Source organism: Luteolibacter ambystomatis (assembly GCF_018137965.1).
GTDB lineage: Bacteria > Verrucomicrobiota > Verrucomicrobiia > Verrucomicrobiales > Akkermansiaceae > Luteolibacter > Luteolibacter ambystomatis.
Map to the genome: position 1 here is coordinate 1,997,555 of NZ_CP073100.1, position 15,517 is coordinate 2,013,071.

At 62.5% G+C, this 15,517-nt stretch carries 14 protein-coding genes and 1 tRNA gene; 11 read left to right on the forward strand and 4 right to left on the reverse strand.

Annotated elements, in window-relative coordinates; translation table 11 throughout:
• Nucleotides 1-55 precede the first annotated feature (55 nt).
• Both KBB96_RS07620 and KBB96_RS07625 read right to left on the reverse strand, forming a co-directional pair.
• Nucleotides 56-391, reverse strand: a complete 336-nt coding sequence (locus tag KBB96_RS07620; protein WP_211634035.1) for a hypothetical protein — start codon at nt 389-391, stop codon at nt 56-58.
• Between the two features lie 375 nt (nt 392-766).
• A tRNA-Leu gene (locus KBB96_RS07625) sits at nt 767-853 on the reverse strand.
• A 123-nt stretch (nt 854-976) separates the two neighbouring features.
• Between KBB96_RS07625 and KBB96_RS07630 the strand changes: the two genes are divergently transcribed.
• Nucleotides 977-3,964 (forward strand): M16 family metallopeptidase, encoded by a 2,988-nt coding sequence (locus KBB96_RS07630; protein ID WP_211634036.1) that lies wholly within the window; start codon nt 977-979, stop codon nt 3,962-3,964.
• 594 nt (nt 3,965-4,558) lie between these two features.
• The gene (locus KBB96_RS07635) at nt 4,559-7,435 is read left to right on the forward strand and encodes a M16 family metallopeptidase (protein ID WP_211634037.1); all 2,877 of its coding nucleotides are present in this window, start codon (nt 4,559-4,561) and stop codon (nt 7,433-7,435) included.
• A 139-nt stretch (nt 7,436-7,574) separates the two neighbouring features.
• Here KBB96_RS07635 and KBB96_RS07640 read toward each other — a convergent pair whose 3' ends face one another.
• The gene (locus KBB96_RS07640) at nt 7,575-8,081 is read right to left on the reverse strand and encodes a DUF3592 domain-containing protein (RefSeq protein ID WP_211634038.1); all 507 of its coding nucleotides are present in this window, start codon (nt 8,079-8,081) and stop codon (nt 7,575-7,577) included.
• Between the two features lie 42 nt (nt 8,082-8,123).
• The gene (locus KBB96_RS07645; RefSeq protein WP_211634039.1) at nt 8,124-8,666 is read right to left on the reverse strand and encodes a GNAT family N-acetyltransferase; all 543 of its coding nucleotides are present in this window, start codon (nt 8,664-8,666) and stop codon (nt 8,124-8,126) included.
• A gap of 148 nt (nt 8,667-8,814) precedes the next feature.
• Here KBB96_RS07645 and KBB96_RS07650 point away from each other — a divergent pair, with 148 nt between their 5' ends.
• The 9 genes from KBB96_RS07650 (at nt 8,815) to KBB96_RS07690 (ending at nt 15,462) form a co-directional block, all read left to right on the forward strand.
• Nucleotides 8,815-9,270, forward strand: a complete 456-nt coding sequence (locus KBB96_RS07650) for a GatB/YqeY domain-containing protein (protein ID WP_211634041.1) — start codon at nt 8,815-8,817, stop codon at nt 9,268-9,270.
• Nucleotides 9,271-9,273: 3 nt separating this feature from the next.
• Complete coding sequence (ispD, locus tag KBB96_RS07655; protein ID WP_211634043.1) at nt 9,274-9,936, forward strand: 2-C-methyl-D-erythritol 4-phosphate cytidylyltransferase; 663 nt, start codon at nt 9,274-9,276, stop codon at nt 9,934-9,936.
• Nucleotides 9,933-11,171 (forward strand): M16 family metallopeptidase, encoded by a 1,239-nt coding sequence (locus KBB96_RS07660; protein ID WP_211634045.1) that lies wholly within the window; start codon nt 9,933-9,935, stop codon nt 11,169-11,171. Before ispD ends, KBB96_RS07660 begins: the two co-directional genes overlap by 4 nt.
• A complete protein-coding gene (gene gluQRS, locus KBB96_RS07665) occupies nt 11,168-12,001 on the forward strand; it encodes a tRNA glutamyl-Q(34) synthetase GluQRS (RefSeq protein ID WP_211634047.1) in 834 nt (277 codons plus the stop codon). The genes KBB96_RS07660 and gluQRS overlap by 4 nt, the downstream gene beginning before the upstream one ends.
• 31 nt (nt 12,002-12,032) lie before the next feature.
• Nucleotides 12,033-12,278, forward strand: coding sequence for a hypothetical protein (locus tag KBB96_RS07670; protein WP_211634048.1), 246 nt, complete (start codon nt 12,033-12,035; stop codon nt 12,276-12,278).
• An 87-nt stretch (nt 12,279-12,365) separates the two neighbouring features.
• The gene (locus KBB96_RS07675; RefSeq protein WP_211634050.1) at nt 12,366-12,908 is read left to right on the forward strand and encodes a peptidylprolyl isomerase; all 543 of its coding nucleotides are present in this window, start codon (nt 12,366-12,368) and stop codon (nt 12,906-12,908) included.
• A gap of 231 nt (nt 12,909-13,139) precedes the next feature.
• Nucleotides 13,140-13,862: a hypothetical protein gene (locus KBB96_RS07680; protein ID WP_211634052.1), complete on the forward strand. Its 723-nt coding sequence runs from the start codon at nt 13,140-13,142 to the stop codon at nt 13,860-13,862.
• Nucleotides 13,863-13,897: 35 nt separating this feature from the next.
• Nucleotides 13,898-14,419 (forward strand): hypothetical protein, encoded by a 522-nt coding sequence (locus KBB96_RS07685; protein ID WP_211634054.1) that lies wholly within the window; start codon nt 13,898-13,900, stop codon nt 14,417-14,419.
• Nucleotides 14,416-15,462, forward strand: coding sequence for a hypothetical protein (locus KBB96_RS07690; protein ID WP_211634056.1), 1,047 nt, complete (start codon nt 14,416-14,418; stop codon nt 15,460-15,462). The genes KBB96_RS07685 and KBB96_RS07690 overlap by 4 nt, the downstream gene beginning before the upstream one ends.
• The last annotated feature ends 55 nt before the right edge of the window (nt 15,463-15,517 follow it).

The following is a 15,517-nucleotide window of genomic DNA, read 5'->3' on the forward strand; positions in this document are numbered from 1 at the left end:
TGTGATCCATCGTAATCCCAACCTCACACTCACCCTCAACCACCGGAGAACATCCTCAAATAGCCGCCTTTTTCAGCCGGTGAAGCTTCGCTTCCGCTGCCGCCAGTTTCCGGCGAAGGTCCGACACTTCCGCTTCAACCACTGCCAGTTCGGCCAATCTCCTCGCCCGTTTGTCCCGTCCCGCCCCCACCACCTCCATCCAGCCCTCGCCTCCTTTGGCGATTTTATAGCCAGCCATCCAGTATGAGACGGCAGCATCACTGAGCCCGAATTTTGCAGCCGCGGCCGCCTGCCCTCCCTTGCCATGCTTCTTGTTGTGACTGAGCACGAAGGCCACGATTTTCGATTTCTCTTTGGCTGAGAATATCTTGCGTGTCCTCTTGGCGGCCATGGAGCATGGGATAGTTACCTGCTGCGCGCGGGGCAACCATGATTTCTGCCCGGGACTGAGCTGGGGTGTCTCTGATTGAGGTCGTGCCATTTGCCGAGCCTTCACACCGATACATGTGACGTCCGAAAGCCAACGCCCGGGATACGTGGAAACTCCAGGCCCAATAGAAGACTCAGCGCGAGGGAGCGTCGGAAGGCATGAAAAGAATGTATGCGGGCAAAGGGGGGGAGTCTGGGAGAAAATCTGCCAACCCATTCCCCTTAACAAGTAGATGTCCCGCCGCTTCGGCAGGATCGGGCACAATACGGGCACCACTGTCCCCCGTCCAACGAAAAACGGAGCCTTTGAGGCTCCGTGATTCCCAGACTAACATGATGGTGCGCGCGAGAGGACTCGAACCTCCACAGGGTTGCCCCTACTAGAACCTGAATCTAGCGCGTCTACCAATTCCGCCACGCGCGCATCCTGTTGTTGTGACCGGTGAACCGGCGGGCGGAAAGCACCATAGTGCCGGACGATTTGCAATATCGATTTGCAAGAATTTCGTCACAGAGACGGAAGTCCCCCGCCCTGCCGCTTTCAACGTTGCAATCCCCACCCCGGGGCCACCACGTTCCCACTCATGCAAAGTTTGACTCCGCTCGCCATGGTTGCGGTCCTCGGAGGCTCGGCCATCTACTTCCAGGCCAGCTCGAAGACCGCCGCGCCCCCGGCTCCGGCGGCTCCGAAAGAGGAGGCCCCGGCGGCTCCCGTGACGAAACCGGCCAATCCCGCCAAGCCCGCGGCCGAAGCCCCGGCCCCGCTCCCGCCCCGACCTCGAAGGCCCAGCCGTGGCCGCAGGAATCCTCCGACATCAAGGCCGATCCGAAGGCGGTCTTCGGCAACCTGCCGAACGGTTTCCGCTACCTGATCTATCCGAACGGCGAACCGGCGAAACGGGTGTCACTGCGCCTGCACGTCGCCACCGGCTCGCTGATGGAGGCGGATGACCAGCAGGGTCTCGCCCACTTCCTGGAGCACATGGTTTTCAACGGCTCCACCCACTTCAAGCCGGACGAACTGGTGAAGACCATGCAGCGCCTCGGCCTCGGCTTCGGCGGGGATGCGAATGCCTTCACATCCTTCGACCAGACCGTCTATATGCTCGACCTGCCGAGCCTGAGCGAGGAGGAGCAGGAGTTCGGCTTCAAGGCTCTCCGTGATTTCGCCGATGGCGCCTCGCTGCTCGACAATGAGATCCAGGACGAACGCGGCGTGATTCTCTCGGAGAAAACCAGCCGGGACTCGGTGGAGTCCCGCCTTCAGGAGAAGCAGTTCGCCCAGCTTCTGCCCGGATCGCTCATCGCGAACCGCTTCCCCATCGGCAAGGAGGACGTGATCTCGAAGGCTCCGCGCGAGCGTTTCGCCGACTACTACAGCCGCTACTATGTGCCCTCCCGCATGACGTTCATCGTGGTGGGCGATGTCGATCCGGCGGAGGTACAGGTGCGGATCGAGAAGGCCTTCGGTTCGATGAAGAACCCGGAGAACCCCGGCAAGAACCCGGATCTCGGGCCGGTGAAGTCGCCCGAGGGATTGGAGACCGCGGTATTCACCGACAAGGAGGTGAAAGCCACCGATCTCTCGCTGGTATCGGTGCGACCCTATACCGTGGAAAAGGATACGACCACAACCCGTCTCAAGCATCTGCCTCTGGATGTGGCGCACTCGATGATCTCCCGCCGCTTCGAGCGCTTTGCGAAAAAGGAAGGCTCGCCGATTCTCAGCGGCTCCGCCTCGCGGGACACGATTTTCAATCACGCCGAACTCGGTGGCATCAGCGTGACGGTGGCCGATTCCAAATGGCAGGAAGCCGTTCCCGTGCTGGAGCAGGAGTTTCGCCGCGCCATCGAACACGGGTTCACCGAAGCGGAACTCGCCGAGGCCAAGGCGAACCTTCTCAACGCCTACGAGCAGGCGGTGAAGGCCAAGCCGACCCGCAAGTCCGATGACATCGCCACGGAAATCGCGCAGTCGATGCCGCAGGAGGACGTCTTCTCGACTCCCGAGACGGATCTGGAAATCGCCCGCAAGGGCCTCGATGCCCTGACGCTGGAAGCCTGCCACAAGTCTCTCAAGGACTTCTGGGGTGACACCGGCCTGCACCTGATCCTCACAACCAGGGAAGCGCAGGAGGAAACGAAGAACGATCTCGCCGCCGCCTATCAGGAATCCCGTGGCAAGCCGGTGGCGGCGCCCGTCGGCTCGAAGGTTGCCGCCTTCGCCTATGCCAGCTTCGGCCCGGCCGGAAAGGTGACGACCACCAAACAGGTGCAGGACCTCGGCATCACCCAGCTCGTGCTGTCCAACAACGTGCGGGTGAACCTGAAGAAGACGGACTTCGAGAAGAACAGCATCCGCCTGATGGCGCGCATCGGCTCCGGGCAGCTCACGCAGCCGGCGGAGAAGCCGGGCCTGGCCATCGTGGCAAACGCGCTTTTCGCCGGAGGCGGCCTCGGCAAGCATTCGGTGGACGATCTGGAACAGATCCTCGCCGGACGCAATGTCGGTGCCTCGATCGGGATCGGCGAAGATGCCTTCACGCTCGCCGGACGCACCACGCCGGAGGATCTGGCGCTGGAACTCCAGCTCGCCTGTGCCACGCTCTCCGATCCCGGCTACCGCGATGAAGCGCTGCGCCAGTTCCGCAAGGCGCTGCCGATGATCGAACAGCAACTCAAGCATTCCGCCGCCGGTCCGCAGGCCGAATTGGAATCGTGGCTCCGTGGTGGCGATCCGCGCTTTACCATGCCATCGGTCCAGAAACTCGGCTCGTATGGCATCGAGGACGTGAAGAAATGGGTCACTCCCGATCTCGACAAGGGCTATCTCGAACTGAGCATCGTCGGTGACTTCGAGGAAGACACGCTCATCCCCGCGATCCTCAACACCTTCGGCGCGCTGCCGAAACGCGCCGCCGTGAAACCGCCGGTGGACAACCTGCGCAAAGTGAAGTTCCCCAATGCCCCGGCGCTGAAGAACTACACCTTCGACAGCAAGATCCCCTCCGCCACCGCGCTGGCGCTTTGGCGTACCGATGGCGTCCGCGGCAATACCGCGGAAGTCCGCCGCCTGAACATCCTCGCGGACATCTACGGCGACCGCCTGCGCGAGGAGATCCGTGAGAAACTCGGAGCCTCCTACAGCCCGAATGCCGGAGCCTCCGGTTCGGACGCGTTGGACAAGTTCGGCTACATCATCGGCGAAGCCTCCGCGAAGCCGGAAGACGTCGAGCGCCTCGGCACCGTGATGCGCGATCTCGCCGACAAGTTCGCCCAGGGCGGCGCGACCGATGACGAACTGGACCGCGCCAAGAAGCCGGTGCTCGCTTCGCTGGAAAAGACCAGCCGCGACAACAGCTACTGGCTCGGCACCGTGCTCGCCCAATCACAGGAAGATCCGAAGCGCCTCGATCTCGCCCGCCAACGCGACAGCGACTATCGCTCGATCACGCTCAAGGAGATCAACACGCTGGCAAAGAAATACCTCGGCGCGGCGAATGCCATCAACGTGGGCATCAAGCCGGTCGAATAAGCGGCAGCCCCTATCCACTCTCATTCGAAAGGCCCGGCACCTCGCCGGGCCTTTTCTTCTCCCGATCTCGGAGAGGTCGCGGATCATAGCCGGAGCGTCGCGTAGCGACCTCCGGATCAGTCATCACTCTTGGGATTCCGACCCCGATAGTGAGTCGCAGAAAGGCGGAAAGATTTGGGAGAGCGAATGGCAGAACCAAATTCAACCGCCTTTCCGCTCTCTTGTGGCACGCCCTCCGGGGTGCTGGGATTTTGCAAGCTGCCTTACCCCGGGTGGCACTCGCCGAGGCTATGTTCCGGTATCCCTTCGGGCTCCAAGAGTCATCCCCACCGCGTTCTGAGATGGGTATAAGGATCAGACCTTCACCCCAGGCTGGCATGGGCCGCACCTTTGGCACGGTAGAGTTCCATCGCAACTCCACGCCGGGCCTGCGAGCGCCCACCATTGCTGACCATTCCGCTTGGTTCACTAGGGCTTGACATTCCGTCGATTGCACGGAAACAGCCATGGACTTGCCGTGTTTGCACGCGTTAGACAGATGCCTTCCACAGCATCGCTGACGGCCCTGTGAACATCCTGATCCGAAAGACCCACATGCAACGCATCCACCCGATCGCCCTGGCCGCGATCCTCGGCGCATCCGCCACCAGCTTCGTCCCGCACGTCCATGCCGAAACCCAGGCACCGGCCAAGGCTCCCGCCACTGCGGTCAAGCCGAAGCCGTGGCCGCAGGATGGCTCGGACATCCCGGCGGATTCCAAGGCGGTCTTCGGCACCCTGCCGAACGGACTGCGCTACATGATCTATCCGAACAGCGAGCCACCGAAGCGCGTGTCGCTGCGGATGCACATCGCCACCGGTTCGCTGATGGAGGCGGATGACCAGCAGGGTATCGCCCATTTCCTGGAGCACATGGTCTTCAACGGCTCGAAGCACTACAAGCCGGACGAACTCATCCCGGTCATGCAGCGCCTCGGCATCGGCTTCGGCGCGCATGTGAATGCCTTCACCTCGTTCGACCAGACCGTTTACATGCTCGACCTGCCGGATCTGTCCGAAGGCGTGCTCGATCTCGGCTTCAATGTGATGCGTGACTTTGGCGATGGCGCGCTGCTGTTGGACAAGGAGATCGACAACGAGCGCGGCGTGATCATCTCGGAAAAGGTCAGCCGCGACAGCGTGCGCCAGCGTCTCCAGGAGAAACAGTTCGCCACGCTGCTGCCCGGCTCGCTCATCGCAAACCGCTTCCCCATCGGCAAGGAGGACGTCATCTCGAAGGCTCCGCGCGAGCGCTTCACCGACTACTACAGCCGCTACTACATCCCCTCCCGCATGACCTTCATTGTGGTGGGTGATGTCGATCCGGTGGTGATGAAGGAGCGCATCGAGCAGTCCTTCAGCTCAATGAAGAACCCGGAGAACCCCGGCAAGAACCCGGATCTCGGTCCGGTAAAGTCGCCCTCCGGTCTGGAAGCCGCAGTGTTCACCGACAAGGAAGTCGCGACCACCGAAGTCTCGCTGGTCGCCGTGCGTCCGTATGAGAAGAAGCCGGACACCACCGCGAACCGCATCAAGGACATGCCGCTGGCGATGGCCAATGCGATGATCGGCCGCCGCTTCGACCGCCTTTCGAAAAAGGAAAACTCGCCCATCCTCGGCGGTGGCGCGGGGAAGGATGATCTCTTCAACCACGCGGAACTCGGCAGCATCGAGGTCACGGTGACGGACACCCGCTGGAAGGAAGCGGTGCCGGTGCTGGAGCAGGAATTCCGCCGCGCGCTCGAGCATGGCTTCAATGATGCCGAGCTCGCCGAGGCCAAGGCGAATCTCATCAATGCCTACGAACAGGCGGTGAAGACGAAGTCCACCCGCAAGTCGGAAGCGCTCGCCTCCGCCATCGCACGTTCCATTCCGGATGAAGAGGTGTTCTCTTCCCCCGAAACGGATCTGGAGATCGCCAGCAAAGGTCTGGACAGCCTCACCGTCGCGGCCTGCCATGCGGCTCTCAAGGAGTTCTGGAAGGACCAGGGACTGCACCTGATCCTCACCACCAAGGAGGCCCCGGACAACGCCAGGGACGAACTCGTTTCGCTCTACAAGGAATCCAACGCCAAAAAGGTCGAAGCACCGGAGGCCAACAAGGCGGTGCCATTCGGCTACACCGAGTTCGGAACACCGGGTACGGTCGTTTCCGAGAAGAAGGTCGAGGATCTCGGCATCACCCAGCTCGTGCTTTCCAACAACGTGCGGGTGAACCTGAAGCGCACCACCTTCGACAAGGACAAGATCCAGTTGCTCGCACGTATCGGCTCCGGCCAGCTCAGCCAGCCGAAGGACAAGCCCGGTCTCGGCATGCTTGCGAAGGCGCTGCTCGGCGGCGGAGGTCTCGGCAAGCATTCGGTGGATGATCTGGAACAGATCCTCGCCGGTCGCAATGTCGGTGCCAGCATTGGCATCGGAGAGGACTCCTTCGCCCTTTCCGGCGGTGCCACTCCGGAGGACCTGGAACTGGAGCTCCAGCTCGCCTGCGCCACGCTCACCGATCCGGGCTATCGCGAGGAAGCGCTGTGGCAGTTCCGCAAGGCGTTGCCGACCATCGAGCAACAGCTCAAACACTCTCCGTCCGGTCCGCAGGCGGAAATGCAAGGTTGGCTGCATGGAGGAGATGCCCGCTACACCATGCCGCCGATCGCCACGCTTGCCGGATACACCATTGATGATGTGAAGAACTGGATCACGCCGGATCTCAAGAAAGGTTATCTGGAACTCAGCGTGGTGGGTGACTTCGATGAAAGCGCCATCGTCCCGCTGCTGCTGAAAACCTTCGGTGCGCTCCCGGAGCGCGCTGCCACCAAGCCGGCCATGGAAGACCAGCGCAAGGTGGACGTGCCGGACGCACCGGTGACGAAGACCTTCACCTTCGACAGCAAGATCCCGACCGCCGTCTCCATCACGCTGTGGCCCACCGATGGCCCGCGCGGCCACGTCAAGGAAGCCCGCCGCCTGAACATCCTCGCGGACATCTACGGCGATCGACTGCGCGAGGAAATCCGTGAGAAGCTCGGTGCCTCCTACAGCCCGGGTGCCAAGTCCAGCGGTTCCGATGCTCTGATCGACTATGGCTTCCTCATGGGCAATGCCACCGCGAAGCCGGAGGATGTCGAGCGGCTCAATGGCGTGATGCGCGATCTGGCCGACAAGCTCGCCAAGGAAGGCGCGACCGCGGACGAACTCGACCGCGCGAAGAAGCCGGTGCTCGCTTCGCTGGAGAAAACCAACCGCGACAACAGCTACTGGCTCGGCACCGTTCTCTCCCAATCACAGGAAGATCCGACCAAGATCGGAAGCGCCCGCGAACGCGACAAGGATTACGCCGCAGTCACCCTTGAGGAAATCAACGCGCTGGCGAAGAAATATCTCGGAGCGGACAAAGCGATCAGCGTGGGCATCAAGCCTGCGGCCGCGGAATAATTCGTTCGCAATTCCTCTGCTCTTCAAACGCTGCGATCCACGGAGATCGCGGCGTTTTTGTTTGGATGCGAACCTCGCCATCGCGGCAAGACCTCTTCCATCTTCAGGGCCAAAGGCCCTCAAGATCCGATACATGCGATTATCTCCGCGGCACCGTACGCCGACCACCCATGAGCGCACCCGCCGCAATCCCCAATCCTCCCACCACGAACAACGCCGGGAACCAGATCGAATACAGCGGCGCTTGTGAATCCGTCTTGAGAATGGCGAAGGACGGATCATCCGGATTCACATGGCACGTGAACGTTCCGCCCACGGGATATTTCGCCACATTCGCCTCGGCATCCTGTGGCTTCGAGGACCACGGGCTTTCCCGCCACGTCCAGTGCGTGGAGGTGTAGGGCTTGCTCTGCCATTCATAGCCATACTGGATCGCGAAGCGGAACTCCGGCGCGGAGTTCGGATCGATGCGGCGTTCCTCCACTCCGGAATACAGCACCACGCAGGAAACCTCCGGCCACGCCCGCATGTGATGCGCGCGGTCATACGACCGCCACATCAGCCAACAGAAAAAACCGCCCACCAGCGCGAGCGCCATGCCGATCATCGCGAGGTAGAGCCGACCGGCCATAGAACCGCTTGCCATGCCGGGTGCATAGACCGCTCCAGCCCGGAGCGCCACTGCGATTCAAGAACCCATCCGAAGTTCCAGTATCTCCTCGATCCCATCCACCTCATCCACATGCTCGCCGATGCGGTGGAAGCCGAGCCCGGAGGCCAAGGCCTGCGATGGATGGTTGCCCGGACTGATGGTGAGAACGAATGCCCGCACCCCGTGTTCGTCCACCGCCCATCGCATCATCCCCTGCGCGGCCTCACGAGCATAGCCGCGTCGCCGATGTTCCTCCAAAACACTGAAACCGAACTCCACCGCACCCGGCGACCACGGTTCCAGATACTCCGGTCCCGGAGCGGTGTGAAAGCCGATGTGACCGACCATCGTCCGCGTTTCACGCAGCACCATCGCCCTCAGCAGCCACGGCTCCAGCGCGGGAACTGCCTCCAACTGCTCCAAGCGCATCGCAAGAATCTCTGGGATGGAGGGCCAATCCGGCGGTAAGGTCGCCCCGATCGCCACGGAGGCCGCAGCCGGATCCCCGGAAAGGGAGGCCCGCAGGAAATCCGGTCCCATCGGGATCAGATCGAGACGTTCGGTGGAGATCACGGCCATGGGACGGAAGGTGGCACCCGTCTATTCCGAACCGCATCACCAAAAAAGTCCGGAAACTCCGCCGGAGAACCTTCGCCTTACAATCCCGCTCACAACTGCGCATCGGGGTTTTGCTTGGCCGTTGGCCGGGCCGTGCTACCTAGAACGCATGAGCGAAACCGCCGCACGCATCCCCGAGGATCTGAAAACCGCCATGAAGGCCAAGGACACCGTGGCCCTCAATGCCCTGCGTGCCCTGAAGACCGCGCTGACCAATGCCGCTATCGAGAAAGGCGGACTCGGCACCCCGCTCGATGAACCCGAAGTGCTGGCCGTGATCCGCAAGCAGCTCAAGCAGCGCCAGGACTCCATCGCCCAATTCGAGCAACACGGCCGTCCGGAGCTGGCCGAGGTCGAAAAGGCCGAGATCGCGGTGCTTTCCAAGTATCTCCCCGCCGCTCTCACGGAGGAGCAGATTATCGAGATCGTCGAGCAGGCCGCCACCGAAACCGGTGCCACCGGCAAGGCGGACATGGGCAAGGTCATGAAGCGCGCCCAGGAACTCGCGGACGGCCGTGCCGATGGCAAGGTCCTCTCCGCTGCGGTGATGAAGCGCCTTTCCTGAGCCATGTCCTGCTGCGCGATCGTGGTCGCCGCCGGTTCCAGTCGGCGGATGGGATTCGACAAGCTGGCCGCGCCACTGTCGGGCGTGCCGGTGCTGCGCCGCAGCGTGGAGAAATTCCTCGCCTCCTCCGCCGTCAGCTCCGTGGTCGTGGTCGCTCCCGCCGATCGTTTCGATGAGCTGTTGGGCGGATCGTTCGCCAAGGCCGTGATCCGTGTCGATGGAGGCTGCAACCGCCAAGATTCCGTTCAGAACGGCCTCGCCGCCGTGCCGCAAGGAACCACCGTCGTCGCGATCCACGATGGCGCGCGCCCCTTGGTCACTGTGGAAGCCATCGACCGCTGCATCGCCGCCGCGGCGGAAAGCGGTGCCGCCGCCCTCGCCCGTCCGGTGACGGAAACCCTCAAGCGCGCGGACGCCGATGGCCTTGCTCGCGAGTCCGTGGACCGCGAGCAACTGTGGTTCATGGAAACGCCGCAGTGCTTCCAACTGCCGCTGATCCTGCGCGCCTATGCGGAGGTGAACCAGCGCCAGATCACGGTCACCGATGAAGTCTCCGCCCTGGAGGCGATCGGCATCCCCACGCTGCTGGTGGATGGCCGTCATCCCAATCTCAAGATCACCCACCCTTCCGACCTCGCCCTCGCGGCGGCCCTTCTCGACTCATGAGCGGCGCACGTTACTCCTGGCAATCGCTTCCCGGCGGTCCGCGTCTCGCGCTGGCCACCCTGCCGCAATCCGAATGCGCGGCGGTTTCCATCTACATCCCCACCGGCAGCCGCGATGAAAGCGATGTGCCCGCCGGTCTCGCCCACTTCGTGGAGCACATGGTTTTCAAGGGCACGCACCGCCGCAGCGCGCGCGAACTGAGCTTGGAAATCGAAAGCGCCGGCGGTCAGATCAACGCCTGCACCAGCGAGGACAACACGGTCTATGAAGGCCGCGGCGAGGCCTCGCTGCTGCCGCTTCTCGCGGACGTGCTTGCGGACATGGTCTGGCACCCGGTGTTTCCGGAAAGCGAGATCGACCTGGAGCGCGATGTCATCGGCGAGGAGATCACGATGTATCGCGAGAGCCCGTCCGATCACATCGGCGATCTGCTTTCGCAGGCACTGTGGTCGCCGCATCCGCTGGGGCATCCCATTTCCGGCAGCTTGGAATCCATCGCCCGCATCGACCGCAAGACGCTGGCGAAGTTCCGCGACCGCCATCATTTCCGCAGCGATATCGTGATCGCCGTCGCCGGTCCGTTTTCCAGCGACGAAGCCCTCGCCGCGATCCTTCCGCATCTGCCCACCGCCTTCAAAACACCGCAGCCATCGCTGAAGTTCGACCGCACCACCGCACGCTCCCGCCAGTTGGTGGAGCACCGCGATACCGAGCAACTCCAACTCGCTCTGGCCTGGCATGCGCCGGGCCGTCACGATTCCTCGCGCCACGCGATGCGCCTGCTCAGCCTGATGCTCGGAGAAACCGCCAGCTCGCGGCTGTTCCTCGGCCTGCGCGAGGAACGCGGGCTGTGCTATCAGGTGGCCTCGGACGTGACGCTGTTCGATGAAACCGGCGCGTTTGAAATCGTCGCAGGTCTCGATCCCGAATCTCGCGATGAAGCACTCGAATGCATCCAAGCCGAGATCGCCGATCTAATCGCAAACGGCCCGCGCTCCGGTGAACTCGATCGCGCCAAGCGACTGGCGATCGGCCAGAGCAAGATGGCCTTCGAAAGCACCGGAGCCCAGGCTTCGTGGGCCGGTGAATGCCTGCTCGATTTCGGTCGCATCCCGACTCCGGAAGACTGGCGCAAGGATATCGCCGCCGTGACCGATGAGGACATCCACGCGGTGGCGCGCAGTTTGTTTGAGAACATCGAGCCCAGCATGGCGGAGATCCGGCCGGAGGCATGATCCGCACGCGCTTCGCTCCCAGCCCGACGGGGCGGCTTCATCTCGGCCACGCCTACGCGGCGAAAGTGGCGCGGGATCTGGCCAGGAGCGATAGCGGTGAGTTCCTGCTGCGCTTCGAGGACATCGATACCACCCGTGTCCGCGAGGAATTCTATCAAGGCATCGAGGAGGATTTACGTTGGCTGGGGCTGGAGTGGGATGGCGTTCCTCTCCGTCAGACCGCACGGCTTGCGGCCTACGATGCGGCATTGAAAACGCTGGAGCAGCGCGGTGTTCTCTACCCGTGCTTCTGCACCCGGCGGGAGATCGACAGCGAGATCGCCCGCATGGCCGGTGCCCCGCATGGGCCGGAGGGTCCGCTCTATCCCGGCACCTGCAAACGGCTGCCGCTCTCCGAACGCGCGGCGAAGCTGGCTGGCGGCCTGCCTTTCAGTTGGCGGCTGGATGCGGAGTCAGCAGCGGCGGCCACCGGTCCGCTTTCCTTTCTTGACCTCCTGCATGGCATACAAGAGGTCGATCCCGGTCTGTTAGGCGATGTCATCCTCGCGCGGAAGGACATCGGCACCAGCTACCACCTCGCCGTGGTGGTGGACGATGCCTATCAACAAATCACCCACGTCACCCGCGGCGAGGATCTGCTGGCGTCCACTCACGTCCACCGGCTGCTGCAAACGCTGTTAGGTTTCCCCGAGCCCGCCTACCTGCACCACCGCGTGCTCACGGACGAAACCGGCAAGCGCCTGGCCAAGCGTCACGATTCGCTCTCGATCCGTGTGCTGCGGGAAGGCGGCGTTTCCGTGGAAGACGTGATGGCCCGACTCGCGGATTGATTATAAACGGGGCTTCACGCATCGTTCACGCGTGTCACCCATCCTCGCATTCGATTCCGGAGATGCCCGCCGCTGGTTCTGGGTGATCCTGGGCGGCGTCGTTTTCAGCATCATCGGCCTCGGGGCCTTCGGCTACGGCAAGAAGCTGGAGCTGTGGAAGCCCAAGGCCATCGGCCTGCTGCTCATGGGCTACCCGTATTTCGTTTACAACGTTTGGGCCGTGTGGGGCATCGGTTTCGGACTCTGCACCCTGCTGTGGTTCCATCACGATGAGTGAAAATGGACTCTGAGAGCCGGTCGCCTTCCCGGACCGCCACCTCTCTTGGTTCTGGACTCCGGATTCCGGACTCCCGATTCTCCCGGCATGTCCGATATCCGTATCACCGTCCACACCACCGCTGGAGACTTCGACGCCACCATTTTCGCCGACAAGGCGCCGGTCACCTCGGCCAACTTCCTCAATCTGGCCAAGCGTGGCTATTACAACGGCGTGGCCTTTCACCGCGTGGTGGACGGCTTCATGATCCAGGGCGGCGACCCGACCGAATCCGGCCGTGGCGGCCCGGGCTACAAGTTCGGCGATGAGTTCCACCCGGAGCTGCGCCACAACAAGCCGGGCATCTTCTCGATGGCCAATGCCGGCCCCGGCACCAACGGCTCCCAGTTCTTCGTCACCCACGTCCCCACCCAGTTCCTCGATGACCGCCACTCCGTCTTCGGCGAGGTGACCAAGGGCTTGGAAATCGTGAAGGCCATCACTGGCAAGAACAACACCGGCGAACGCGGCTGCAAATTCAACGGCACCGGCGACAAAATCACCTCCATCACCTTCCACGACGATGCCTCCGCTCTGTTCGAAAATCAGAAGGATAACATCGAACATTGGAACTCTATCTTGGATCGTTGATATTTTGGATTTCTTGAATATAGGCTGATTTTGGCCTCCATCTAACACTTCAAAATCCCCTGCAGCCCTTGGCAGCAGGGGATTTTCTGCGTTTTGGCGTTCAAACTGAGTCCCCCACGCAATCGCGTAGGTTATTACGAAACCGTTGAATTCAAAGGGGATGAGGGCGTAAGGTGACGGCGGTTCGGAAGTTCCCCAAGTGCTTCCAGACTGTTGTTTCCCCCCACAACCATGAAACGCATCCCGCTCCCCCCGCGGGCCCTCGTACTTGCAGTGCTGTCTTTGGCAGCGGCTGCATTGGCCCCCAACATCAAGGCTGCCACCACCGACACCAACTCGGTTCCCCGCGGCACCCTCACGACCAGCGCCGACCTCCTGCGGGTGGGCCTGAAGCCGACCCTGTCCTGGAACGTCGAGTTCCCGAGTGAAATCAGCACCGTCGTTGACATCGTCCCGCCGAATACGGTCGTCCCGAAACAGGACGTGACGATGAAGATCCGGGTGCTGGGAGCCTCCTTCCAGGAAAGCCTCCTCTCCTTCCTCACCGTCCAAGCCTTCTACCGCACCAACGGCGGCTCCTGGGTCACCGCTTTCAGCGGCCTCCAGACGCTCGTCAACCCGAGCTCGATCCTGGTGCAGAAGACGATCACCAAGAACACCAGACTGGACTTCGGCGGCCGCGGCTACCGTTCCGGCTGGCTCACCCTCTACAACACCGGCTCCACCGCTCCGAACGTGGTGATGCTGAAAAACGGCGACAATGTTCCCGACACCACCCCGGCCTTCCAGCAGGGTGAGATCGAGAGCTTCCTGAAGCCCTACATCAACTCCACCACCAAGAAGATCGCCATCGGTCCGAAGGACCTGATCATCCTCTACGAACTCGGCCAGACCGATCCGGATGCCTCGGGCTTCGACCTTCAGGACCTGGTGATGCTGGTCACTTTCGAATAAGCTGTCCGTCCCCACCCTCACCCCACAACCCAGCCATGAAAGCCCGCGGTTTTCCCCACCCGTCGGTTCTCACCGGTCTCGCCCTGTTCGCCTGCCTGCAGGCACATGCGGAGCCGGCGATGAAAGACATCACCACGCCCGAACAAATGGCCGCCAGGATGCGCGCCAATCAGGAAGCTCCGCTTCCGGGCGAGCCCGTGACCGGTGAAACCCGCGTGATCAACAAGGCTCCGGAGGGTATCTTCGAAACCTCCCAGATCCTCGTCGCCAACGGCCAGTGGACCTTCGTCCCGAAGGGTGCCGTGGTTCACATCCCGCCCACCCTGCAGAGCTACGTGACCACCACCCCCACGGGCAAGCTGGTGCCGCTGCAGGACTTCATGGCGGTGAACCGCCAGTGGCTGACGAATGAAGAAGTCAGCATCGCCCAGGCGGCGGGCCAGGAAGCCCTCAAGCCGGACACCCGCAAGAACTGGACCGGTCTGAACAAGGTCGTGATCGCCACCCATCAGGGCGGCGCCGTGTCGTTCAAAACCGAAGCCCCCGCGAAGCCATGAGAACCCTGCTGCTCACCACCCTCGCCACCGCGGCCACCATTTCTCCGCTTGCCGCCCAGTCGTCCGCCTACACCACCTTCATCCGCCAGACCCAACAGAGCACGGGTGTGGTGTGGGACCAGCCGTTCACCACTCTGACCGGTTCCTCCACGGCACAGCTCGCCATGGAGACGAACGGCGCGCTGTTCCAGCTCTATGCCGTGAAAACCAGCGGCGCGACCAGCTACCTGCTCGATCAGAAGCTGGTGGGAGCCTACCTCCCGACCGCCACCGTCAAGACCGTGACCGAGGATCCCTATACCAAGGTCACCCGCACCCGCGCCGACCGCCCGTTCTCGGTGCAGGTCACGGTTGCCGGCCTTGTCAGCGGCACCACCACCACCGGCGGCACCGTAATCACGGATGGCGCGAAGAAGGTTCTGGTCCAGCGCTACACAACCAACTACCCGACCTCCGGCACGCTCACTCTCGCCCAAGCCACCACCGGTACTCCGAAGCAAACGTGGTACAATCAGACCAATGGCACCACCACCACCAACTATACCCTCACCGGCCTGACACCGACCACCGGCCAGCTCGCGACCAAGGTGACGGGTGAGGAATGGTTCCTCGTCCAGGCACTGGCGGACTCCAGCATCGCCCAGACCCAGATCGCCTCCGGCTACGTGCAGATCCATCCCGTGCCATCCGGCTCGATCAGCGGCATCGCCAATGGCGACATCATCCGCCTCAAGGCCCCGACGATCACGCTGCCGCTGAAGGACATGTATCCCCGCAGCGACACCTGGCTCCAGGTCTATCCGGGCAGCCCGGCGCTCAATACCGTGGGAACCACCGTCCCCGGCTCCATGCTGGTGCTCGATCAGGAGAAGCCGGACACCCGCACGCTGACGATTTCCGATTGGGATTCGGCGTTCACCACGGATGGTCCCTACACCATCGAGCTGCTGACCAAATCTTTCGTGGGTACCGAGCGACTGGCGTATCTCACGGTCACCGTGAAGCGCACGCTCAGCATTCAGGCAACGGTGGTGGATTATTGATCGTGGAAAAGGCGGAGATTTCCGCCGCTTCCCGATTGACCAGGCGGTTGGAAGT

What these genes read in the sequence shown, in the direction of transcription:
- KBB96_RS07620 (WP_211634035.1), bottom strand. Translation starts at nt 391, where the DNA reads ATGGCCGCCAAGAGGACACGCAAGATATTCTCAGCCAAAGAGAAATCG.
- KBB96_RS07635 (WP_211634037.1), top strand. Translation starts at nt 4,559, where the DNA reads ATGCAACGCATCCACCCGATCGCCCTGGCCGCGATCCTCGGCGCATCC.
- KBB96_RS07640 (WP_211634038.1), bottom strand. Translation starts at nt 8,081, where the DNA reads ATGGCAAGCGGTTCTATGGCCGGTCGGCTCTACCTCGCGATGATCGGC.
- KBB96_RS07645 (WP_211634039.1), bottom strand. Translation starts at nt 8,666, where the DNA reads ATGGCCGTGATCTCCACCGAACGTCTCGATCTGATCCCGATGGGACCG.
- KBB96_RS07650 (WP_211634041.1), top strand. Translation starts at nt 8,815, where the DNA reads ATGAGCGAAACCGCCGCACGCATCCCCGAGGATCTGAAAACCGCCATG.
- ispD (WP_211634043.1), top strand. Translation starts at nt 9,274, where the DNA reads ATGTCCTGCTGCGCGATCGTGGTCGCCGCCGGTTCCAGTCGGCGGATG.
- KBB96_RS07660 (WP_211634045.1), top strand. Translation starts at nt 9,933, where the DNA reads ATGAGCGGCGCACGTTACTCCTGGCAATCGCTTCCCGGCGGTCCGCGT.
- gluQRS (WP_211634047.1), top strand. Translation starts at nt 11,168, where the DNA reads ATGATCCGCACGCGCTTCGCTCCCAGCCCGACGGGGCGGCTTCATCTC.
- KBB96_RS07675 (WP_211634050.1), top strand. Translation starts at nt 12,366, where the DNA reads ATGTCCGATATCCGTATCACCGTCCACACCACCGCTGGAGACTTCGAC.
- KBB96_RS07680 (WP_211634052.1), top strand. Translation starts at nt 13,140, where the DNA reads ATGAAACGCATCCCGCTCCCCCCGCGGGCCCTCGTACTTGCAGTGCTG.
- KBB96_RS07685 (WP_211634054.1), top strand. Translation starts at nt 13,898, where the DNA reads ATGAAAGCCCGCGGTTTTCCCCACCCGTCGGTTCTCACCGGTCTCGCC.
- KBB96_RS07690 (WP_211634056.1), top strand. Translation starts at nt 14,416, where the DNA reads ATGAGAACCCTGCTGCTCACCACCCTCGCCACCGCGGCCACCATTTCT.